Genomic DNA, 20,682 nt, shown 5'->3' on the forward strand with positions numbered 1-20,682 from the left:
TCTATTTTCTCCACCGTATTCGATATCGAGATAGATGTCCATAGGCCAGCACAAAGCAATCTGCCATGTATTCATGGCAGATGCGTGGGAGTGATTTTTGGGGGTGTCAGCGTTTCAGAGATGGTGAAGAATTTCGATTTTTGCCGACGATATTACTCGCCTTCTGCTTTGATGAATTGAGTCGACAGACTTGGTGCTCGTTCCCGAAGATAGGTGGCGGCATCATCCTCGATATCCTTCGCTTTCTCCGGCCGATCGGCAAGATTCATCGCCCATGAACGCCCTGGGTGTAAAACGTCCCAACGTGGACGCATGCCGGCGTGCCGACCTTTACCCGGATTATGGTTACCAAAACCATCGATTAGCGAATTCCAAACAGGGGTGAATCTCGCAATGATCAACGACTCTCCCAGAGGAATCCAAATATCGTCTACGACCAAAAACCGACAATGAAAATCATCGATACTCAGATTTTCTGCTGCGCGAATACTGTCTGCGTGCTCCTTCAATCGTTTTTGAAGAACCTTTCCAGGTGATGAACCTAAATCGCCACCCATACGGGCACCAGCAGGCACAGCTTTACCTACATAAATAGGCAACATGAACTGTCCATTTTGGTTCAATGACGCCAAACGCGCATACGCAGGAAAGTCGCCGGTGTAGTAAATCGCATACACACCTGCCCCGTCAAAAATGGGCAAAGCATTTAGAGGATGTACTTCCTTCGATAGCAACGCCTCTGCAACGCTGGCTCCCAGATTTTTCTTATCTAGCGGATTGAATGGAACGACCTTGCCCGTCATGCGACGTTTACCACCTTCTTGACGGTTTTCTGAATACGGATGATTTCAGCAATCGCCAATTTTTCCGCAACGCTCGACGCTACGTGCTGTGCCAACAATACGGGGACAGCATTGCCGAGCTGTCGCATGGTTTCGGACCAACTGCCATGGAACCGGAAACCGTCTGGGAACGTTTGAATACGGGCGCTTTCACGGACAGTGAAATAACGCACGTCTCCATTCTCCTTGACCAACATGTTCTCACCACCAGGTACGCCATGGTCACCAGCTTTCAGTGTTTTTGCTGGTAAATCTAACGGACTCCCAGTGTGGCCCGGGTAAGAGCGAGCCCCTCCCTGAAACGTATGGTTAGGCACTTTCAACGCTGCACGGGTTTCAGGATCAGGAAGATCAGCAATTGCATCACGAACTGTTCGCCATGGTGCTTTATCCACAGGAAACAGATCACTCTTCAACTTACGGACGCGTGACACCAGCTTTGCGGGAACTTCAGGCATTCTCAGACCGTGCCTGGCCCAGTATTCACCGGTAACCCACTGCGAATGCAGCAAGGCATCATAGCTATGTGTCTCTTCCGGAAAGGACCATTCAACTCCAAGGTCGTCCCGAAATCCAACGATGAAGACCCTCTCCCTCTTCTGTGGTACGCCATAATCAGCAGCGTTCACAAGGGTTGGTACCACGTTGTAGGTGTGGCCTTTACCTTTGCGCTTACCAGAGGTTCGTTCGGCTTGCAGACGCATCAGATGGTCATGCCATCCCTCGTCCTTACGACGTGGCAACTCGGGGAACTCAAGCTGTAGCAAAATGTACTGGTAGTAATTTGCGAAAGCTGCACGCGTCAGACCTTTTACGTTTTCAACGATGAACGCTTTAGGCTTCAATCTGCGGATGATTTCAACGGTCGCAGGAAACATGTCACGACTGTCGTCGTATGCACCATGCTTACCGCCGATGGAGAACGGTTGACACGGAGGGCCACCGGCAAGCAATTCAATGCCCTCCGGGACGCTGCTCCAATCAAAACCACGCACGTCACCTTCGTGCAAATTCCAATGTTGCACCAATGGGTAGCCACGCTTCTGATTTTCGCGAACGGTATCGCAAGCCCACTTATCCCACTCAACGACAGCCAAATGTGAAAACCCAGCGATTTCACACCCCATAGCAAGGCCGCCCGCACCAGCGAATAGCTCAACGGATTTCATTGCGTGTTCCCCCGACCAAGAAAGCCATTCAGCATTTTCTCTAGTAAATTCAAATCTTTAAGCTCGCATTCCCAAATCACAAGAACATCCCATCCCAGTGAATTTAGCTGATGCAGCGTGCGTGTATCACGTTCCCTGTTGCCTTCCAATTTTGGAATCCAGAAGTCCAACCGAGACTTAGGTAAGCGTGCGAGTGGGCAGCCATCATGTCGATGCCAAAAGCATCCATGGACGAAAATGACTTTCTTCCGACCTCTGAAAATAATGTCAGGGCTGCCTGGAAGGCTACGGTCGTGAAGCCGGTAGCGATACCCCATCGAAAAAAGTAGCCGTCGCACCACCATTTCCGGCTTGGTACCCTTTGACTTCACCCTAGCCATACGAAGGCTTCGATCAGAAGGGGTCAGCGTATCCACGAATCTTACCAGTCAGAAGGAATCCATTCATTATGAAATGCCCCGAATAGTGATGGCCTGCTAACACTTGAAACGATGTTCGAAGGTATGAGGTCGGACCGCCTCTCATACCTGATGGCCATTACAGAGCGTTACGCCTGCAATACTATCGTTGAGTTGCCCACGTTGGCATCAAACTCGGTTCGACCAACACATAGCTCAATCCGAGCACAATGGCCATAACGAGAAACCACATTTTCCCCGAGAAAAACATAGTGGCGCCGGTCAAAAACATCCAAAAACCTTGCAGTGGGCCATAGCTACGCTGGTTCATCAGTGCCAGATAGTGAAGCAGTGCGACCCCAGTGAAAACCATCACAAGAAAGATCAATGCCACACCAAGAACCTGAAAAATCATCAGGGACTGCCCGTATGTCGATAGGCTATGAACGTAAAAATCCAAAAATGTATGCTGAGATGCCAGTTGCGTTAGATCAGGATCAAAAGATGCTTTTGCCAGCGATAGAAGGCGACCACAAACAGCAAGAATTACGACAGGCGCGGCTATGTAAACGCCCCAACTACTTGACGTGAACTGCCCTTTAACCAGAGAAACCAGGGCAGTGGTCAAGCTGAAAGACAGCAAAGTTGACAAAAGCGCCCAGAGACAATGATGCACAAGGTCGATATGTATCGCATATTTCCAGACCAGAAAGACCAGACCGAAACCTGCGGCGATTAGAACAGCCATAGCACCGCCACCATCGTCACCAGAACTTGAGCGTTGCTGGCTCACGACGACTTTTGTGATGTATGTATTTGTCGTCTGAGTCACGGTGACGGGTGCATTTACAGTTGGCGAATTAGTCACACCCGCGAACAAAGCACCCAAGACCACCCCCATCAAGGGTCCCCAAATCCAAGCCTGCATCGTTGCGTTTTCGATCAAATCCAAAATTGTCTGCATCAAATTTTCTCTGAGAGGCCCCATCCAAAGCACTGGTCAAATAACCAGTGATGGCCAATAAAACCATTTACCCGAAAGGAATGCAATTTTGACGTCAAAATCCCGTATCACCCTACCCAGCCTACATACCATTAAATCAACCGAGTCCGGGGAGCGATGAGACAAACCCAAGACTTTCAGTCTTTCCATATCGCTGATACATTTCCTATTCACTTCCTTGGGAAAGGGCTGTGAACGACGTGGCTTTCGGCGTCTGGATGATGGCAATCCAGTACATCGACTACCCGGCCGATAACCACAAGCTGGGCTGGAACGAGATGCTCGCCTGGCTGCGCCAGAAGCGCTGGCAGAGCATGAGTTTCGGCGGCATCGTCTACCTGGTGTTGCTGGTGCCGGTGGTCAACCTGCTGATGATGCCAGCGGCGGTGGCTGGAGCGACGTTGTTCTGGGTGCGCGAGCAAGGCGCCGAGGCGATGGCAGCGCAGCAAAAGGTGACTCAGTCATAAATCCATCATCTCGATGACACAATGACGACATGGCCCACGGTGACACTGTGGGTCATGACGACAGCTTCGCTTCACATCACCCTTATCACCGAAACCTTCCCGCCAGAGATCAACGGGGTGGCCAATACCCTTGGCCGCCTGTGCGAGGGGTTGCGGGCGCGTGGCCATCAAGTCGAGCTGGTACGCCCGCGCCAGGGCGTCGACCAGAGCCGCCCCAGCGACGACGCGTTACTGCTATGCCGTGGCTGGCCGCTGCCGGGATATCCGGGCCTGCAGTGGGGCCAGTCGTCGATGCACAAGCTGCTGCGGCGCTGGACGCGTCAGCGTCCGGACGTGCTGTACATCGCCACTGAAGGCCCCCTGGGTTTGTCTGCCCTGCGTGCTGCGCGGCGCCTGGGGATCAGCGTGGTCAGCGGTTTTCACACCAACTTCCAGCAATACTCGAACCAGTACGGCTTGAGCATGCTGAGCCGGATGGTCACGCACTACCTACGCTGGTTTCATAACCGCTCAACCCTGACCCTGGTGCCCAGCGCCAGCCAGCGCCTGGAGCTCGAGCGCCGGCATTTCGAACGCTTGGGAATGTTGTCACGTGGGGTGGACAGCCAACTGTTCCATCCCGCAAAACGTGACAATGCGCTGCGGGAAAGCTGGGCATTGAACAGCGAACAGACTGCCGTGCTCTACGTGGGCAGGCTGGCGCACGAGAAAAACCTGGGCCTGCTAAAGCGCTGCTTCGAAACGTTGCAAGACACCTACCCAATGCGCCAGATGAAACTGATCATCGTCGGCGATGGCCCACAACGCGCGACGCTGGAAAAGGAGCTGCCGGAAGCAATCTTCTGCGGCACCTTGCGCGGTGAAGAACTGGCGCGGCATTACGCATCGGGCGATGTGTTCCTGTTCCCCAGCCTCACCGAAACCTTCGGCAACGTGGTGTTGGAAGCGATGGCATCCGGGTTGGGGGTGGTGGCCTACGACCAGGCCGCTGCAACCCAGCATATCCGCCACGGCTACAACGGCGTGCTGGCGATGCCCGGGGATGAGAACGCATTTTGCGAGGCAGCCAACTGGTTGCTGGAAGACGCCGAAAGCTTGCGCCGCATGCGCCTGAATGCCCGCCAACACGCCAGCCGCCAGGGCTGGCCGGCGATTATCGAGCAGTTCGAGCGTCAGCTGCGTGGGGTCTGCAAGGACGGGCATCCGGTGCCCGCCCTGTCGCCGCTTACACCAGGGTCGTCAACGCCTCACGACTGAAAGGCAGGATGTCGCCCTCGCGCCCTTCGCGCACCTTCAACGCCCAATCCGGGTCCACCAGCAGGGCACGGCCCACGGCGACCAGGTCAAACTCGTCGTTGTTCAAGCGCTCCAGCAGCTTCTCCAGGCTGGCCGGTTGCGCGACTTTGTCGGTGTTGACCATGAACTGCAGGAACTCGCCATCCAGGCCCACGCTGCCCACGGTGATGGTCGGCTTGCCGGTGAGCTGACGGGTCCAGCCGGCCAGGTTGAGGTCGGAACCTTCGAATTCCGGCTCCCAGAAACGCCGAGTGGAGCAGTGGAAAATGTCCACACCCGCATCAGACAACGGCTTGAGAAACTCGCCCAGCGCTTGCGAGGTTTGCACCAGGCGCGCGGTGTAATCCTGCTGTTTCCACTGGGAAAAGCGGAAGATGATCGGGAAATCAGGGCCGACCGCAGCGCGGGTAGCCTGGATCAGTTCAATGGCAAAGCGCGAACGGTTGGCCAGGCTGCCGCCATATTCGTCGGTACGCTGGTTGCTGCCTTCCCAGAAGAACTGATCGACCAGATAGCCGTGGGCGCCGTGGATCTCCACGCCGTCCATGCCGATGCGCTGCGCATCCTTGGCGGCTTGGGCGAAGGCGTTGATCACAGCCTTGATGTCTTGCTGGGTCATGCCATGCACGACGACGTTGCCATCCTTGAGTTTTTCCATCGGGCCGTAAGCCGGCACGCTGGCGTCAGGTTCAGTGCCGATACGGCGCACGCTGCCTACGTGCCACAACTGCGGGACGATCTTGCCGCCTTCGGCGTGTACCGCGTCGACCACTTTCTTCCAGCCGGCCAGGGCGGCTTCACCGTAGAAGTGCGGGACATTGGGGTAACCGTTGGAGGCCTGGTGGCCGACCACTGTACCTTCAGTGATGATCAAGCCCACGCCGGCGGCGGCGCGGCGACGGTAGTACTCGATCACTTTGGAGTTGGGCACGCCACCCGGCGAGAACGAGCGGGTCATCGGCGCCATGACGACGCGGGTCGACAGTTGCAATGCACCGAGCTGGAAGGGTTTGAACAAGGCTTGGACGGGCATGGGGGCACTCCACGGAAGACGGGGTTTATGATGTGGATAATATGGGGAGTGCAGCATGCTGGGTAGCACTATTGATCTGGGTGATTAAGGGGTAAAAGTGATGGCCGGTTGGGGCTGCTACGCAGCCCAGCGCGGGACGAGCCCGCTCACTACAACTGCGGCGCTCAGCTGAGGGCTTTTTCGATGGCCTGGACGATCGTCGGGTCATCCGGTGCGGTGCGTGGGGAGAAGCGCGCGAGCACTCGCCCATCCTTGCCCAGCAGGAATTTTTCGAAGTTCCAGGTGATATCCCCAGGAAACTCTGCGCCCTCGCCTGCCAGCAGGCGGTACAACTGGTGACGGTCAGGACCGTTGACCTCAAGTTTGCTGCCCAACGGGAATGTCACCCCGTAGTTCAGGCTGCAGAACTCCTGGATCTCTTCTTCTGTCCCTGGCTCCTGGCCAGCAAACTGATTGCACGGCAAGCCAAGCACGGTAAACCCCTGGTCCTTGTACTGCTGGTAGAGGTTCTCCAGCGCGGCGTATTGCGGGGTCAAGCCACATTTGGAGGCCACGTTGACCACCAGTACCACTTGCCCCTTGAAGGGCGCCAGCGGTAGCTCTTGTCCGTCCAAAGCTTTGAGTTTCAGGTCGTGGAAAGCACTCATGACGAACTCCAGATATCCCATGTTCTTCGCATTGCGGCACTTCGAGATTACAACTCGCAAGCCTGCAATCATAGACGCCGATTGCAAAACGCGCCTGCGAGTTACTGAGCGGTAGGCCAGGGCAAAATCGGAATCGCCGTCACCGCGTTCTGCGGGCTGCCTTCGATCAGGCGGTCGCTGTAGACCAGGTACACCAGGGTGTTGCGCTTCTTGTCGAGGAAGCGCACCACCTGCATGGTCTTGAACACCAGGGAGGTGCGCTCCTTGAACACTTCGTCGCCGTCCTTGAGTTCGCCCTTGAAGCGGATCGGGCCTACCTGGCGGCAGGCGATCGAGGCTTCGGCGCGGTCTTCGGCCAGGCCCAGGCCGCCTTTCACACCGCCGGTCTTGGCGCGTGACAGGTAGCAGGTCACGCCGTCGACCTTGGGGTCGTCAAAGGCTTCAACAACGATTCGGTCGTTGGGCCCGACAAACTTGAACACAGTCGACACCTGGCCAATTTCTTCAGCAGAGGCCAGCAGTGGCATGGCCAACAGCAGGCCGAGCAATCCCTTCATCACGCGCATCGTGTGCTTCCTATGGTTAGACCAGGATCAGGTTATCGCGGTGCACCAGTTCCGGTTCAGCCATGTAACCCAATACTCCGACAATCGCATCGGAGGATTGTCCAATAATTTTCTGGGCTTCCAGCGCGCTGTAGTTGGCCAGGCCACGTGCGATCTCGCGACCGTCCGGCGCCACGCACACCACCATCTCGCCCCGGCGGAAGCTGCCCTGCACCAACTTGACGCCCACCGGCAGCAGGCTCTTGTTGCCTTGAGACAACGCCGACACGGCACCCTCGTCCAGCACCAGCGTGCCACGGGTTTGCAGATGACCGGCCAGCCACTGTTTGCGCGCCGCGAGCATGCCGCGTTCCGGTGACAGCAGCGTACCGATGCGTTCACCGGCCTTGAGTCGGTCCAGCACACGTTCTATGCGCCCACCGACGATGATGGTGTGGGCGCCGGAACGCGCCGCCAGGCGCGCAGCGCGCAGCTTGGTCTGCATGCCGCCACGGCCCAGGGCACCACCAACGCTGCCGGCCACGGCGTCCAGCGCCGGGTCATCGGCACGGGCTTCGTAAATCAGTTGAGCGTCGGGATTGTTGCGCGGGTCGGCGTCGAACATGCCATCGCGGTCGGTGAGGATCACCAGCAGGTCGGCTTCCACCAGGTTGGCCACCAGGGCGGCCAGGGTGTCGTTGTCGCCGAAGCGGATTTCGTCAGTGACCACGGTGTCGTTTTCGTTGATCACCGGGATGACCTTGAGCTCCACCAGCGCGCGCAAGGTGCTGCGGGCATTGAGGTAGCGCTTGCGGTCGGACAGGTCGTCGTGGGTCAGCAGGATCTGCGCCGTGTGGCGACCGTGCTCGGCAAAGCTGGATTCCCAGGCTTGCACCAGGCCCATCTGGCCAATGGCGGCGGCAGCTTGCAGTTCGTGCATCGCGCTGGGTCGCGCGGTCCAGCCGAGGCGGCTCATCCCGGCAGCAACCGCCCCGGACGACACCAGCACCAACTCCACGCCAGCCTCATGCAAGGCCACCATCTGCTCGACCCAGACGCCCATGGCTGCGCGATCCAGCCCCTTGCCATCCGCCGTCAGCAACGCACTGCCGATCTTTACGACCCAGCGCTGCGCACCTGTCACTTTGCTCCGCATCATCTTCAACCTTAGATTGAGGGCAGCGCGACCCAGCGCGGCCCATAACGTTAAACCCGGATACTAAAACGCCGCTCTATAAGGAGCGGCGTTCAAGTTTATCGCAACGAATCAGTCGCGCACGTAAATGATTTCAGGACCGTCTTCATCATCCACGTCTTCTTCGTCCCAATCGTCGTCGCCGATGTCATGGACCGACTTCACGCCGCTGCGGCGCAGGGCGCGCTGGTCATCCAGAGCCTGCAGTTGAGCGCGGGCTTCGTCTTCGATGCGCTGGTCGAGTTCGGCCAGTTCGGCCTTGAACACCGGGTCGGCCGCCAGGCGGTCGGCACGGTCTTCAAGGTAGCGCATGATATCGCGGGTCAGGCGCTCGGTGCCTTCTTTGGCAATGGCAGAGATCACGTAGACCGGGCCTTCCCACTCCAGGCGGTCGACGATTTCCTTGACGCGCGCTTCGTGTTCTTCTTCGAGGATCTGGTCGCACTTGTTCAGCACCAGCCAACGATCACGCTCAGCCAGGGACGGGCTGAACTTGGTCAGTTCGCTGACGATCACTTCGGCGGCATCCGGTGCACTGGTGTCATCCAGCGGCGCCATGTCCACGAGGTGCAACAGCAAACGGGTACGCGACAAGTGCTTGAGGAAGCGAATCCCCAGGCCTGCACCATCGGAAGCACCTTCGATCAGGCCGGGAATGTCGGCGATCACAAAGCTTTTCCAACGATCGACGCTGACCACACCCAGGTTCGGCACCAGGGTGGTGAACGGGTAGTCAGCGACTTTCGGCTTGGCGGCCGACACCGAGCGGATGAAGGTACTTTTACCGGCGTTTGGCAGGCCCAGCAGGCCCACGTCGGCGAGTACTTTCATTTCCAGCTTGAGGTCACGCTGCTCACCCGGCTTGCCTGGCGTGGTCTGGCGTGGCGCACGGTTGGTACTGGACTTGAATCGGGTGTTACCCAGACCGTGCCAGCCGCCCTGCACCACCATCAGCTTCTGGCCGGCCTTGGTCAGGTCGCCGATTACTTCCTGGGTCGCGGAGTCGATGATCGTGGTGCCGACCGGTACGCGCAGTACCAGGTCTTCACCTTTTTTACCGGTGCAGTCGGTGCTGCCGCCGTTGGAGCCACGCTCGGCATCGAAGTGCCGGGTGTAACGGTAGTCGACCAGGGTGTTGAGGTTTTCGTCGGCCATCATGTAGATGGAACCGCCGTCACCGCCGTCACCGCCGTTGGGGCCACCGTTTTCGATGAATTTTTCGCGACGGAAACTCATGCAACCGTTACCGCCGTCGCCTGCTTTTACTCGGATGGAAACTTCATCAACGAACTTCATAACAAAACGCCTCTCGCCGCTTGGACGAGCTTAAGAAACCAAGACATAAGACTCTTGCAAAAATGAGCGCAGCGACCTCAATCAGCGACCGCAAAACCAGCGCCTGAGCCCATTACAAACAGCTTTGCAAGAGACTCACCCCACAAACGAAAAAGCCCCGTCGCAAGACAGGGCTTTTCCAGCGATCTCGCAATTAAGCTGCGACAACGCTCACGTAACGGCGGTTGAACGCGCCTTTTACTTCAAACTTGATCACGCCTTCGATTTTCGCGAAGAGGGTGTGATCTTTACCCATGCCTACACCGTAACCGGCGTGGAATTGGGTGCCGCGCTGACGCACGATGATGTTGCCCGGAATGATTTTCTGGCCGCCATACATCTTAACGCCAAGGCGTTTGGCTTCTGAGTCGCGACCGTTACGGGTACTACCACCAGCTTTTTTGTGTGCCATGAGTCAATTCTCCTAGTGAGGAATTAGGCTGAAATTAAGCCTGAATACCGGTGATTTTGATCTCGGTGTACCACTGGCGGTGGCCCATACGCTTCATGTGGTGCTTACGACGACGGAACTTGATGATGCGGACTTTATCGTGACGACCTTGGGAGATCACTTCAGCCACAACGGTAGCGCCAGCAACAACTGGAGCGCCGATGTTCACGTCATCGCCATTGGCGACCAACAGAACGCGATCAAAAGTAACGGATTCGCCGGTAGCGACTTCCAGTTTTTCGATCTTCAGGTATTCACCTGGGGCGACTTTGTATTGCTTGCCACCAGTAACAATTACTGCGTACGACATGGTATTTCTCCGATAATCCTGCTCACCCAGCGCTTTATAAGAAGAGGTATTGGCTGGCATGGCTGCATGGGATGGACGTCCCGAATGCAATTGCGTAAGGCAGGTGCTGCCCAGGAAGTTCAGGGTGCGCGATTGTACGCAAGGCAACGGGGTGTTGCAAGAGGCCGTCTATCGCGCCTTGACACTACGGGGCCTGGGTCCTAGCATGCCGCGCAACCCTTCTGGAGCGACTGTCGCTGATGCAACCCCAAGCTTTCTACCGCGCGGTCGCGGACGATTTTAGCGCCGTCGACGGCATCATCAAGAAGCAGCTGACTTCTAAAGTGCCGCTGGTCTCCAAAATTGGCGACTATATTACGTCGGCGGGCGGTAAGCGCCTGCGTCCTTTATTAGTGTTGCTGTGCGGCAAGGCCCTGGGCCGTGAAGGCGATGACCTGCGCCTGCTGGCAGCCACCATCGAATTCCTGCACACCGCCACCCTGCTGCATGACGACGTGGTCGACATGTCCGGTATGCGCCGTGGCCGCGAGACCGCCAATGCCATGTGGGGCAACGCCCCCAGCGTACTGGTAGGCGATTTCCTTTACTCGCGCTCGTTCGAAATGATGGTTGAACTCGGCTCGATGCCGGTGATGAAGATTCTTTCACAGGCCACGCGCATCATCGCCGAAGGCGAAGTGTTGCAACTGTCGAAGGTCCGCGACGCCAGCACCACCGAAGAAACCTACATGGAAGTGATCCGCGGCAAGACCGCGATGCTCTTCGAAGCCTCCACCCACAGCGCCGCAGCCTTGTGCAACGCCACCGCCGAACAGGCCGAAGCGCTGCGCACCTTTGGCGATCACCTGGGCGTGGCGTTCCAACTGGTGGACGACCTGCTCGACTACCGTGGCGATGCCGAAACCCTGGGCAAGAACGTCGGTGACGACCTGGCCGAAGGCAAGCCGACCTTGCCGCTGATCTACACCATGCGCGAAGGTACGCCGGAACAGGCCGCCCTGGTGCGCAAGGCGATCCAGAAAGGTGGTATCGAAGACCTCGAAGCCATCCGCGCCGCTGTCGAAGCGTCGGGTTCCCTGGACTACACCGCGCAACTGGCGCGTGATTTCGTGGCGCGTGCCATCCAGTGCCTGGAAGCCCTGCCAGCCAGCGAATACCGGGACGCCCTGGTCGAGCTGAGTGAGTTTGCGGTCGCCCGCACGCACTGACGCGGACGAATGTGGGAGGGGCTCCTCCCACATTTAGATTTCATACAACCTGTAAGACCACAAATCCCTATATAATGTGCGACTTTTAGCCATCCTGACTTTCAAGGAGCTTTAGTGAGCACGTTGCCACCCTGCCCGAAATGCAATTCCGAATACACCTACGAAGACGGCGCCCAGCTGATCTGCCCGGAATGCGCCCATGAGTGGTCCGCCACTGGCGAGGCCGAAGCGGCCGGCGATGAAGCCGTGAAGAAAGACTCTGTGGGCAACGTCCTGCAGGACGGCGACACCATCACCGTGATCAAGGACCTCAAGGTCAAAGGCACCTCCCTGGTAGTCAAGGTCGGCACCAAGGTCAAGAACATCCGCCTGTGCGACGGTGACCACGATATCGATTGCAAGATCGACGGTATCGGCCCGATGAAGCTCAAGTCCGAGTTCGTGCGTAAAGTCTGAACCCGCTGCACCCATCCCGCGCCCGCCGCGGGATGGCGTTTCGCCCTCTGCGTTGACCTCTCGCAATATCCACACAGAAAAACCCGGAAATCGCCAATAGGCACTTGCTATTCTACGAATAAGAATTATTCTCATTGAAACCCATCAAGGAGATGCGACCCATGACTTATTTGATAGATGCCTGGCTGGACCGCCCACACCCTTACCTGCGGATCCTGCATCGGGAAACCGGTGAAGTCTGTGCGGTACTGGAAGAAGAAGCGCTGAGTGAACTGCAGGATCAGGGCGACCTGGACGTGAATGGCCTGAGTTCGAGTGAACCTGGAGTGCTGAAGGAGGTGGTGCGTAATCTGTTTCTGTTCTGCTATGCCCGAGCGTTGCGCCCGGCGACGGAGCTGAATGGCAAGTTCCATCCATGAACACACCCGCAAAACACTGTGGGGACGAGCAGGCTCGCTCCCACAGGTAATCAGCAGGTCTTACAGAACGTCGAGCAGCTCGACGTCGAACACCAGAACGCTGTGCGGCGGGATGCTGCCAACGCCTTGAGCGCCGTAAGCCAGTTCGCTCGGCACGTACAGACGCCATTTGCTGCCGGCATTCATCAGTTGCAGGGCTTCGGTCCAGCCGGCGATCACGCCGCCAACCGGGAATTCTGCAGGCTGACCGCGCTCGTAGGAGCTGTCGAACACAGTGCCGTCGATCAGGGTGCCGTGGTAGTGAGTACGCACTTGGTCTTCACGGGTTGGCTTGGCGCCATCACCGGCGGTCAGCACTTCGAACTGCAGGCCGGAGGCCAGGGTGGTGATGCCATCACGCTTGGCGTTTTCAGCCAGGAATGCCAGGCCAGCGCCCGCCGCAGCTTCAGCCTTTGCAGCCGCTTCGGCCTGCATGATTTCACGGATCACTTTGAAGCTGGCAGCCATTTGCTCCTGGTCAACACGGCTTGGCTTGCCGGCGAAAGCGTCGGTCAGGCCGGCCAGGATTGCGTCCAGGCTTACACCAGGTGGCGGATTGTCGCGCAGTTGGTCGCCCAACTGACGGCCGATACCGTAGCTGACGCGGGTTTCGTCGGTGGACAGATTAACTTCGGACATGAAGAGGCTCCGCTGTAGGGCGACACAGTTTCCCGTGTCATCCAAAACTAAAAGGGCCCGCAGACTAGCACAAAACCGGCGCGCACGATGAGCTTGGCGCCTCGTGCCGGCGGGCCGCCGTTAGTCGGTTACTCGCGGGGGCGCTCATCTATTCACGAATAAAAAGTTTCAGATTCCCACTCACCCGCCGATACAGCGCTACACATCTTGGCTGGCTCAAACAACAACACCGCCCAGCAGACAGACATCACCTTTGCGGAGCATTCGATGAACAGCTGGTTCGGTAACATCAGCGTCAACCTCAAACTCGGCCTGGGCTTCGGCCTGGTGCTGGTCCTCACCTCGATCCTCGCCCTCACTGGCTGGACCAGCCTGGGCAGCCTGATCGACCGTAGCAACTGGATGAGCGACATCACCCAGCTCAACGCGTCGCTGACCAAGCTGCGCATCGTGCGCCTGCAATACATGCTCGCCAACGGCGACGAGGCCGTGGCCCAGAACGTACAGACCAACCTGGATGCCTTCGCTGCCCAGCAACAGAAACTGCTGGACAGCTTCAAGAGCCCGGAGAACGTCAAGCTGCTCAACGAGCAGAAAGCGATCATCACCGCTTACCAGCAGTCGCTAAATAAAATGCGTGAGGCCTACCGTAACGGCAACGCCTCTCGCCAAGTAATGGGCGACAAAGCCGACATCGCCAATGCGCAGATCAATGCGCTGGAGAACAGCGTCAAGCAAATGCCTGACAGCACGGAGCACCTGGCCCAGTTCCAGGCCGTGGCCGACGCCAAGATGCAATTCCAATTGGCGCGCTACGAAGTTCGCGGGTACACCGGTAACGTCAACCCGGACACCGAAGCCCGTGCCGCCGCACAGATTGAAAAAGCCATCGCGGGCTTGAAAGACCTCAGCGCCGCCTTCGGTAGCAGCCAGCAGAACGCACTGACAGCGCTGGAAACTGCCCTGGGCGCCTACCGCACGGCTGTGCAGAATTACAAAGCCGCCAATGCCAACATCGTCACCGCCCGCGCCGAAATGACCACCCAGGGCGCCGACATCGTGACGATCAGCGACAAGCTGTACGACATCCAGCTGGATCGCCGTGACGCCGAAAGCGCCCAGGCCCGCAGCCTGCAATTGATCAGCACCTTGCTGGCCCTGCTGGTCGGCATCATTGCTGCCTTGGTGATCACCCGCCAGATCACCCGCCCGATCCAGGAAACCCTGGCCGTGGTGGAGCGCATCGCTTCCGGTGACCTGAGCCACAACATCCAGATCACCCGCCGCGATGAGCTGGGCGTGCTGCAACAAGGCATCCAGCGCATGGGCACCACCTTGCGCGAATTGATCAGCGGCATCCGCGACGGCGTGACCCAGATCGCCAGCGCCGCCGAAGAACTGTCGGCCGTCACCGAGCAGACCAGCGCCGGCGTGAACAGCCAGAAAATCGAGACCGACCAGGTCGCCACGGCGATGCACGAAATGACCGCCACCGTGCAGGAAGTCGCGCGTAATGCCGAGCAAGCCTCCCTGGCCGCTGCTGACGCCGATGGCCAAGCCCGTGCCGGCGACAAAGTGGTCGCTGAGGCCATCGCCCAGATCGAACGCCTGGCCGCTGAGGTGGCGCGCTCCACCGACGCCATGACCCATCTGCAACAAGAGAGCAACAAGATCGGCAGCGTGATGGACGTGATCAAGGCCGTGGCCGAACAGACCAACCTGCTGGCCCTCAACGCGGCGATCGAAGCGGCGCGTGCCGGTGAAGCCGGGCGTGGGTTTGCCGTGGTGGCCGACGAAGTACGTGGCCTGGCCCAGCGCACGCAAAAATCCACCGAGGAAATCGAAGGCCTGGTCGCCGGTTTGCAGAACGGCACCCAGCAAGTGGCCAACGTGATGAACAACAGCCGCAGCCTCACCGACAGCAGTGTCGAGCTGACGCGCAAAGCTGGTGTATCGCTGGAGAACATCACCCGTACCGTGTCGAATATCCAGTCGATGAACCAGCAGATCGCCGCCGCCGCCGAGCAGCAAAGCGCAGTGGCTGAAGAGATCAGCCGCAGCATCGTGAATGTGCGTGATGTGTCGGAGCAGACCGCTACGGCGAGTGATGAGACGGCCAAGTCGAGTGTGGAACTGGCGCGGTTGGGCAGTCAGTTGCAGCAGATGGTCAGTCATTTCCGGGTATAAAAGCCGCAGTCCCTGTGGCGAGGGAGCTTGCTCCCGTTAGGGCGCGAAGCGGCCCTGATCAAGTTGATGCAGATTTGAAGTTGAGAGCGCAGTGAATGCTTGGGGCTGCTACGCAGCCCAACGGGAGCAAGCTCCCTCGCCACAGGCAAACTTAGACATACTCGGCCCTCCGTGAGTTGGGCCTTACCTCCAGCACACTTACCGGAACACGTGGGCCTTCGGACGCGAGTCGATTGCGTCCTTTGAGAGTGCAACCCCAGCCACTAACTGGTGTTGCAAAAAAAACCGCCCTACCAAGGCGTTTTTTTATTGCCTGCGATTTGCCCCTCAGCCCTCACCTTCCTCAACAAACACCAGCCGATTCCCAAACGGGTCCTTGATGCTCATCTCCCGCGCGCCCCAAGGCGTTTCCTCAACCCCTGGCTTGGCATACCGATAATCCTTGCCCACCAATTGCTGCTGATACGCGTCCACCCCCTGGGCCTGAATCCGCACCGCCGCGCCCGGCGACGCATCGCCATGGTGCTCAGTCAAATGCAACACGCATTCACCCAGCGACACTTGCAGGTACAACGGAAAACTCGCTTCAAAACGATGCTGCCAATCCACCTTGAACCCCAAAAAGTCGACGTAGAATTCCAACGCCTTGGCCTCATCGAAAATCCGCAGGATGGGGGTGACTTTTCCTAAGTGCATGGCAATCGCTCCGTTCATAAGAGCGCCCACTATAAAGACGAAAATCCCCGACGCAAATCCCCACTGCGCGCCAGGAAACGCCCCTGCCGCTGACCGTTCGCCTGCCCGTCGCAGTAGCTCAACACTCCGTTGACCCACACCCCATCAATGCCTTCCGCCGCCCGCTGTGGTTGCTTGAAGTCCGCCACATCGCGCACGCGCAAAGGGTCGAACAGCACCAGGTCGGCCCAGTGCCCTTCGCGGATTTCACCGCGCTCGGCCAGGCCAAATCGCGCCGCCGACAAGCCGGTCATCTTGTGCACGGCAGTGTGCAACGGGAACAACCCGACATCCCGGCTGAAATGCCCCAGCACCCGTGGAAACGCACCCCACAAACGCGGATGCGGGAACGGGTCCTCTGGCAACCCATCCGACCCCACCATCGACAACGGATGCGCGAGAATCCGCCGTACGTCCGCCTCATCCATCCCGTAATACACTGCCCCCGCCGGTTGCAGGCGACGCGCTGCGTCCATCAGCGAAATATCCCACTCAGCGGCAATGTCCTGCAGATCACGCCCCCCCATGTCCGGGTGCGGCGTCGACCAGGTGATGGTGATGCGAAACGCATCGGTCACCTGCTTGAGGTCCAGGGTCGAAGAACTCGCAGCATAGGGATAACAATCACAGCCCACCGGGTGGGTTTTCGCCGCCCGCTCCAGCGATGCCAACAACTGCGGACTACGCCCCCAATTCCCGGCGCCGGCACATTTGAGGTGGGAAATGATCACCGGTGCCTGGGCATGTCGGCCAATCAAAAACGCCTCGTCCATCGCCTCCAGCACCGGCTCGAATTCGCTGCGCAAATGGGTGGTGTACACCGCGCCGAAGGCCGTCAGTTCTTCACTCAGTTGCAGCACCTCATCGGTCTCGGCGTTGAACGCGCTGGCGTAGGCCAGGCCTGTGGATAACCCTAGGGCACCGGCTTCGAGGCTTTCTTGCAACTGCACGCGCATGGCGGCGATTTCGTCCGCTGAAGCGCTGCGATGCAGGTCTTGCATGTGATTGCTGCGCAGTGCCGTGTGACCGATCAATGCGGCAACGTTGACCGCCGGGTGAGCCTGTTCGACCGCTGCTCGATAGTCAGTGAAACGCGGATACACAAACGCCGCAGCGCTGCCCAACAGGTTCATCGGGTCCGGCGGATCACTGCGCAACGTCACCGGCGACGCACTGATGCCACAGTTGCCGACAATCACCGTGGTCACACCCTGGCTGAGCTTGGGCAGCATCTGCGGATGGCGGATCACCACCGTGTCATCATGGGTGTGCACGTCGATAAAACCCGGCGCCAGCACACGCCCCTGAGCGTCAACCTCATGCGCGCCCGATGCGCTCGACAAATCACCAATCGCCTCGATACGTCCGGCGCGCAGCCCCACATCGGCCACATAGCCTGGGGTGTTGCTGCCATCGATGATCAATGCCTGACGAATCAGCGTGTCGTACTTCATATCAGTCTCCAAGCGGCAGGCTGTCAGGCCCGCCGCGATAATCGTCCAGGGCCAGCTTGATCCGGCGCAGGCGTTCCTGATTGCCATCCGGCGAGGCCAGGGCCAACTCGGTGGCGAGCAGGTCGATAGCCAGCAGCATGCCGTAGCGGGCGGCGGTGGGCTTGTAGATAAAACTGGTTTCGGCCGGCTGCAGCGGCAGCAGCACATCGGCCAATTGGGCCAAGGGCGAGTCGGCCAGGGTGATGGCGACGATGCGCGCGTCGTAGTTGCGCGCCAACGCCACCACGTCCAGCAGTTCGGGGGTGAGGCCAGTCAAAGAACACACAATCAACGCATGCTCAGGCCCCAGCGTCGCCGCCGTAACCCGCATCATCACCGGGTCATGGCAGGCCGCAATCGGATAGCCCAGGCGCACCAGGCGCACCTGCAACTCATCGCTGCACAGGCTCGACGGGCCGCCCATGCCGAACGCATGGATCATCCGCGCCTTGCCCAACAGGCTGACCGCATCGACAAAACTGGCCTGGTTGAATCCGGAGAGATGCTGACGCAACGTCGCCTCGATATCCCCCAGGATCTGCCGATGAAACGCCGACTGTTCCGGCAACCCTGCCGGGTCGAGGAAGCGACTGCCGACGCCGCTGGCCTGGGCCAGTTGCAGGCGCAGATCACGCAAGTCCCGACACCCCACGCTGCGCGCAAACCGTGACAACGTGGCCGTACTGACCTCGGCCCGTTGCGACAACTCCTCCAGGCTGGCCGACGCGGCAAACCCCACGTCATCCAGCATCAGCTTGGCGATACGCCCTTCGCCGGCGCTGAAGGCGTCCTGGCGAGCGCGGATCTGGTAGAGGATGTCCATGGGCTCTCCGGGTTACAAAATACAGGACAGACCATAAGTCAGACCGAAGGCGACCACCGAAATCAACGTCTCCAACACGGTCCAGGTCTTGAAGGTCTGGATCACCGTCATATTGAAGTATTCCTTGATCAGCCAGAAGCCGCCGTCGTTCACATGGGAAAAGATCACCGAACCTGCGCCGGTGGCCAGCACCAGCAACTCAGGGTGTGGATAACCCAGGCCCAGGGCGACGGGCGCTACCACTCCAGACGCGGTGGTCATGGCCACCGTGGCCGAACCTGTGGCGATACGCATCAGCGCGGCAAACAACCAGCCCATCACCAACGGCGACAGGTGGAAGGCATGGGCCAGGCCGAGAATTTCGTTAGTGACACCGGCGTCCACCAAGATGCGATTCAACCCGCCGCCCGCGCCCACCAGCAAGGTGATGCTCGCGGTCGGCGCCAGGCATTCATTGGTGAACTTGAGGATCGACTCACGGTTGAAGCCCTGTGCAATCCCCAAGGTCCAGAAGCTCACCAGGGTCGCCACCAGCAGCGCGATCACCGAGTTGCCGATAAACAGCAGGAACTGGTTAAAACCGGTGCCCGGCGTAGAGATCACGTTGGCCCAGCCGCCGATCATCATCAGCACCACCGGCAACAGGATGGTGCCCATGGTCAGGGAAAAGCTCGGTAAACGGGTACGCGGTTCGCGCTCGATGAATTGGCGTTCCAGCGGGTTTTCCGCCGGCAGATGAATACGCGGCACGATGAACTTGGCGTAGACCGGGCCGGCGATAATTGCCGTAGGAATACCGATCAGAATCGCATACAGCACGGTCTGCCCCACCGACGCGTTATACGCCAGCACCGCCATCATCGCCGCCGGGTGCGGCGGCACCAACGCATGCACCACCGACAGACCGGCGACCATCGGCAGCCCGACCATCAGGATCGACACGCCGACCCTGCGCGCCACGGTAAAGGCGATCGGCACCAGCAACACAAACCCCACCTCGAAAAACAGCGGCAGCCCCACCAGGAACGCGATGCACACCATCGCCCAATGCGCGTTACGTTCGCCAAACCGGTTGATCAGCGTGCGCGCCACCTGCTCGGCACCGCCGGACTCGGCCATCATCTTGCCGAGCATGGTGCCCAACGCCACCACCAGGGCGATATGCCCCAAGGTTTTGCCGACACCCGCCTCGTAGGAACCCATGATGGTGTCCGCCGGCATCCCGGCCATCAGCGCCAGGCCGATGGACACCAGGGTGATGACGATAAACGGGTTGAGTCGGTAACGTGCAATCAGCACGATCAAAGCAATGATGGCGATGGCAGCGTATGCCAACAGCCCGAAGCCCGGTGATGCGGCCATGCGGTACTCCTCGGAAAGGGTCACGTCGAATTGGTTGTGAAACTCATAAATCATTACCGGTGGAAATTTTCAATTTTTATGAAAATAACTTTCGCCCACAGGTAAGCGCTGTCGCGTTGGGATAAGCCCGACAGGCGTGAATGAAAATTCGAGGGGTGTTCTTACATGAAGATCAGAGGATGCCGGAAACTCAAACGCCGTCATCGAGTCATAAAATGCGCCTCCACTCATGCCCAGGAAAAACGACCATGATTCGCACCTCCCTTGCCGCCAGCGCCCTGGTCCTTGCCCTGTGCGGCACCGCGTCGGCCGCCGACAACCCAGCGCTGAAGAAGTGCATGGACAGCGCCAACACCACCGCCGACATGGTTACGTGCAACGCCAACGAAGCCAAGGTGCAGGACGCACGCCTGAACCGCGCCTACAAGACCGCCCTCGCCGCCCAGGAAGGCCCGCGCAAGCAGCAACTGCAAGACGTGCAGCGCCTGTGGATAAAATACCGTGACGCCAATTGCGCCTTCGCCGGTTCCGCCACCGGCGGCAGCATCGACCGGGTCAACGGTTCCGGCTGCGTGCTGGACATGACCCAGACCCGCGCGCAGGAACTCGAAGACCTGGTCGGGCCGTAGT

22 protein-coding genes and 1 pseudogene are annotated in these 20,682 nt (G+C 58.9%); 7 read left to right on the plus strand and 16 right to left on the minus strand.

The window, feature by feature from the left end:
- Nucleotides 1–152: 152 nt before the first annotated feature.
- From M2497_RS26670 to M2497_RS26685, 4 genes are all read right to left on the minus strand, one after another.
- The gene (locus M2497_RS26670) at nt 153–803 is read right to left on the minus strand and encodes an Eco29kI family restriction endonuclease (protein WP_248484435.1); all 651 of its coding nucleotides are present in this window, start codon (nt 801–803) and stop codon (nt 153–155) included.
- Entirely contained in the window at nt 800–2,011 is a 1,212-nt protein-coding gene (locus M2497_RS26675; protein WP_248484437.1) for a DNA cytosine methyltransferase, read from the minus strand. Before M2497_RS26675 ends, M2497_RS26670 begins: the two co-directional genes overlap by 4 nt.
- A complete protein-coding gene (locus M2497_RS26680) occupies nt 2,008–2,427 on the minus strand; it encodes a very short patch repair endonuclease (protein ID WP_104994801.1) in 420 nt (139 codons plus the stop codon). Before M2497_RS26680 ends, M2497_RS26675 begins: the two co-directional genes overlap by 4 nt.
- Nucleotides 2,428–2,572: 145 nt before the next feature.
- Complete coding sequence (locus M2497_RS26685; protein ID WP_248484439.1) at nt 2,573–3,373, minus strand: hypothetical protein; 801 nt, start codon at nt 3,371–3,373, stop codon at nt 2,573–2,575.
- A 245-nt stretch (nt 3,374–3,618) separates the two neighbouring features.
- On the opposite strand from M2497_RS26685, the pseudogene M2497_RS26690 reads away from it, so the two are divergent.
- Nucleotides 3,619–3,879: pseudogene (locus M2497_RS26690) on the plus strand (EI24 domain-containing protein); the annotation flags it as partial.
- 54 nt (nt 3,880–3,933) lie between these two features.
- Nucleotides 3,934–5,136, plus strand: a complete 1,203-nt coding sequence (locus M2497_RS26695) for a glycosyltransferase family 1 protein (RefSeq protein WP_248484442.1) — start codon at nt 3,934–3,936, stop codon at nt 5,134–5,136.
- Here M2497_RS26695 and M2497_RS26700 read toward each other — a convergent pair.
- From M2497_RS26700 to rplU, 7 genes are all read right to left on the minus strand, one after another.
- On the minus strand, nt 5,105–6,208 hold the full coding sequence (locus M2497_RS26700) for an NADH:flavin oxidoreductase (RefSeq protein WP_248484444.1): 1,104 nt from the start codon (nt 6,206–6,208) through the stop codon (nt 5,105–5,107). The two genes, M2497_RS26695 and M2497_RS26700, sit on opposite strands and share 32 nt — an antisense overlap.
- Nucleotides 6,209–6,372: 164 nt before the next feature.
- Complete coding sequence (locus M2497_RS26705; RefSeq protein WP_071489177.1) at nt 6,373–6,855, minus strand: glutathione peroxidase; 483 nt, start codon at nt 6,853–6,855, stop codon at nt 6,373–6,375.
- 101 nt (nt 6,856–6,956) lie between these two features.
- Nucleotides 6,957–7,421 (minus strand): CreA family protein, encoded by a 465-nt coding sequence (locus M2497_RS26710; RefSeq protein ID WP_015885841.1) that lies wholly within the window; start codon nt 7,419–7,421, stop codon nt 6,957–6,959.
- A 16-nt stretch (nt 7,422–7,437) separates the two neighbouring features.
- The gene (gene proB / locus M2497_RS26715) at nt 7,438–8,556 is read right to left on the minus strand and encodes a glutamate 5-kinase (RefSeq protein WP_248488261.1); all 1,119 of its coding nucleotides are present in this window, start codon (nt 8,554–8,556) and stop codon (nt 7,438–7,440) included.
- Between the two features lie 111 nt (nt 8,557–8,667).
- Nucleotides 8,668–9,891 carry an Obg family GTPase CgtA gene (gene cgtA, locus M2497_RS26720; RefSeq protein ID WP_176996947.1) on the minus strand — a complete coding sequence of 408 codons (1,224 nt, stop codon included), beginning with the start codon at nt 9,889–9,891 and terminating at the stop codon, nt 8,668–8,670.
- A gap of 193 nt (nt 9,892–10,084) precedes the next feature.
- Nucleotides 10,085–10,342 carry a 50S ribosomal protein L27 gene (gene rpmA, locus M2497_RS26725; RefSeq protein ID WP_003176049.1) on the minus strand — a complete coding sequence of 86 codons (258 nt, stop codon included), beginning with the start codon at nt 10,340–10,342 and terminating at the stop codon, nt 10,085–10,087.
- Between the two features lie 34 nt (nt 10,343–10,376).
- Nucleotides 10,377–10,691 carry a 50S ribosomal protein L21 gene (gene rplU / locus M2497_RS26730; RefSeq protein WP_007950961.1) on the minus strand — a complete coding sequence of 105 codons (315 nt, stop codon included), beginning with the start codon at nt 10,689–10,691 and terminating at the stop codon, nt 10,377–10,379.
- Between the two features lie 239 nt (nt 10,692–10,930).
- Between rplU and M2497_RS26735 the strand changes: the two genes are divergently transcribed.
- The 3 genes from M2497_RS26735 to M2497_RS26745 all read left to right on the plus strand — a co-directional run bounded on the left by M2497_RS26735 (nt 10,931) and on the right by M2497_RS26745 (nt 12,774).
- Nucleotides 10,931–11,899 carry a polyprenyl synthetase family protein gene (locus M2497_RS26735; RefSeq protein WP_058425717.1) on the plus strand — a complete coding sequence of 323 codons (969 nt, stop codon included), beginning with the start codon at nt 10,931–10,933 and terminating at the stop codon, nt 11,897–11,899.
- A 114-nt stretch (nt 11,900–12,013) separates the two neighbouring features.
- On the plus strand, nt 12,014–12,355 hold the full coding sequence (locus tag M2497_RS26740; RefSeq protein ID WP_058425716.1) for a zinc ribbon domain-containing protein YjdM: 342 nt from the start codon (nt 12,014–12,016) through the stop codon (nt 12,353–12,355).
- Between the two features lie 161 nt (nt 12,356–12,516).
- Complete coding sequence (locus M2497_RS26745) at nt 12,517–12,774, plus strand: hypothetical protein (RefSeq protein ID WP_056858344.1); 258 nt, start codon at nt 12,517–12,519, stop codon at nt 12,772–12,774.
- Between the two features lie 60 nt (nt 12,775–12,834).
- On the opposite strand, the gene M2497_RS26750 is transcribed toward M2497_RS26745, so the two are convergent.
- Nucleotides 12,835–13,452, minus strand: coding sequence for an FKBP-type peptidyl-prolyl cis-trans isomerase (locus tag M2497_RS26750; RefSeq protein WP_003176055.1), 618 nt, complete (start codon nt 13,450–13,452; stop codon nt 12,835–12,837).
- Between the two features lie 267 nt (nt 13,453–13,719).
- On the opposite strand from M2497_RS26750, the gene M2497_RS26755 reads away from it, so the two are divergent.
- Nucleotides 13,720–15,639, plus strand: coding sequence for a methyl-accepting chemotaxis protein (locus M2497_RS26755; RefSeq protein ID WP_248484446.1), 1,920 nt, complete (start codon nt 13,720–13,722; stop codon nt 15,637–15,639).
- 327 nt (nt 15,640–15,966) lie between these two features.
- Here M2497_RS26755 and M2497_RS26760 read toward each other — a convergent pair whose 3' ends face one another.
- From M2497_RS26760 to M2497_RS26775, 4 genes are read right to left on the minus strand one after another with little or no spacing between them, the layout of a single operon-like run.
- Nucleotides 15,967–16,335 (minus strand): glyoxalase superfamily protein, encoded by a 369-nt coding sequence (locus M2497_RS26760; RefSeq protein ID WP_248484448.1) that lies wholly within the window; start codon nt 16,333–16,335, stop codon nt 15,967–15,969.
- Nucleotides 16,336–16,364: 29 nt separating this feature from the next.
- A complete protein-coding gene (locus tag M2497_RS26765) occupies nt 16,365–17,828 on the minus strand; it encodes a D-aminoacylase (RefSeq protein WP_248484450.1) in 1,464 nt (487 codons plus the stop codon).
- A 1-nt stretch (nt 17,829) separates the two neighbouring features.
- A complete protein-coding gene (locus M2497_RS26770; protein ID WP_248484452.1) occupies nt 17,830–18,690 on the minus strand; it encodes a MurR/RpiR family transcriptional regulator in 861 nt (286 codons plus the stop codon).
- A 12-nt stretch (nt 18,691–18,702) separates the two neighbouring features.
- Entirely contained in the window at nt 18,703–20,052 is a 1,350-nt protein-coding gene (locus M2497_RS26775; protein ID WP_248484454.1) for a gluconate:H+ symporter, read from the minus strand.
- Nucleotides 20,053–20,300: 248 nt separating this feature from the next.
- On the opposite strand from M2497_RS26775, the gene M2497_RS26780 reads away from it, so the two are divergent.
- Complete coding sequence (locus M2497_RS26780) at nt 20,301–20,681, plus strand: lysozyme inhibitor LprI family protein (RefSeq protein ID WP_248484456.1); 381 nt, start codon at nt 20,301–20,303, stop codon at nt 20,679–20,681.
- The last annotated feature ends 1 nt before the right edge of the window (nt 20,682 follow it).

It is taken from the genome of Pseudomonas sp. CYM-20-01, assembly GCF_023169845.1.
GTDB classification, from domain to species: Bacteria; Pseudomonadota; Gammaproteobacteria; order Pseudomonadales; family Pseudomonadaceae; genus Aquipseudomonas; species Aquipseudomonas azotoformans.

Bases quoted from the DNA above. Each gene is read 5' to 3' on its own strand.
- M2497_RS26670 (WP_248484435.1), bottom strand. From the start codon at position 803: ATGACGGGCAAGGTCGTTCCATTCAATCCGCTAGATAAGAAAAATCTG.
- M2497_RS26675 (WP_248484437.1), bottom strand. From the start codon at position 2,011: ATGAAATCCGTTGAGCTATTCGCTGGTGCGGGCGGCCTTGCTATGGGG.
- M2497_RS26685 (WP_248484439.1), bottom strand. From the start codon at position 3,373: ATGCAGACAATTTTGGATTTGATCGAAAACGCAACGATGCAGGCTTGG.
- M2497_RS26695 (WP_248484442.1), top strand. From the start codon at position 3,934: ATGACGACAGCTTCGCTTCACATCACCCTTATCACCGAAACCTTCCCG.
- M2497_RS26700 (WP_248484444.1), bottom strand. From the start codon at position 6,208: ATGCCCGTCCAAGCCTTGTTCAAACCCTTCCAGCTCGGTGCATTGCAA.
- M2497_RS26705 (WP_071489177.1), bottom strand. From the start codon at position 6,855: ATGAGTGCTTTCCACGACCTGAAACTCAAAGCTTTGGACGGACAAGAG.
- M2497_RS26710 (WP_015885841.1), bottom strand. From the start codon at position 7,421: ATGCGCGTGATGAAGGGATTGCTCGGCCTGCTGTTGGCCATGCCACTG.
- proB (WP_248488261.1), bottom strand. From the start codon at position 8,556: ATGCGGAGCAAAGTGACAGGTGCGCAGCGCTGGGTCGTAAAGATCGGC.
- cgtA (WP_176996947.1), bottom strand. From the start codon at position 9,891: ATGAAGTTCGTTGATGAAGTTTCCATCCGAGTAAAAGCAGGCGACGGC.
- rpmA (WP_003176049.1), bottom strand. From the start codon at position 10,342: ATGGCACACAAAAAAGCTGGTGGTAGTACCCGTAACGGTCGCGACTCA.
- rplU (WP_007950961.1), bottom strand. From the start codon at position 10,691: ATGTCGTACGCAGTAATTGTTACTGGTGGCAAGCAATACAAAGTCGCC.
- M2497_RS26735 (WP_058425717.1), top strand. From the start codon at position 10,931: ATGCAACCCCAAGCTTTCTACCGCGCGGTCGCGGACGATTTTAGCGCC.
- M2497_RS26745 (WP_056858344.1), top strand. From the start codon at position 12,517: ATGACTTATTTGATAGATGCCTGGCTGGACCGCCCACACCCTTACCTG.
- M2497_RS26750 (WP_003176055.1), bottom strand. From the start codon at position 13,452: ATGTCCGAAGTTAATCTGTCCACCGACGAAACCCGCGTCAGCTACGGT.
- M2497_RS26755 (WP_248484446.1), top strand. From the start codon at position 13,720: ATGAACAGCTGGTTCGGTAACATCAGCGTCAACCTCAAACTCGGCCTG.
- M2497_RS26760 (WP_248484448.1), bottom strand. From the start codon at position 16,335: ATGCACTTAGGAAAAGTCACCCCCATCCTGCGGATTTTCGATGAGGCC.
- M2497_RS26765 (WP_248484450.1), bottom strand. From the start codon at position 17,828: ATGAAGTACGACACGCTGATTCGTCAGGCATTGATCATCGATGGCAGC.
- M2497_RS26770 (WP_248484452.1), bottom strand. From the start codon at position 18,690: ATGGACATCCTCTACCAGATCCGCGCTCGCCAGGACGCCTTCAGCGCC.
- M2497_RS26775 (WP_248484454.1), bottom strand. From the start codon at position 20,052: ATGGCCGCATCACCGGGCTTCGGGCTGTTGGCATACGCTGCCATCGCC.
- M2497_RS26780 (WP_248484456.1), top strand. From the start codon at position 20,301: ATGATTCGCACCTCCCTTGCCGCCAGCGCCCTGGTCCTTGCCCTGTGC.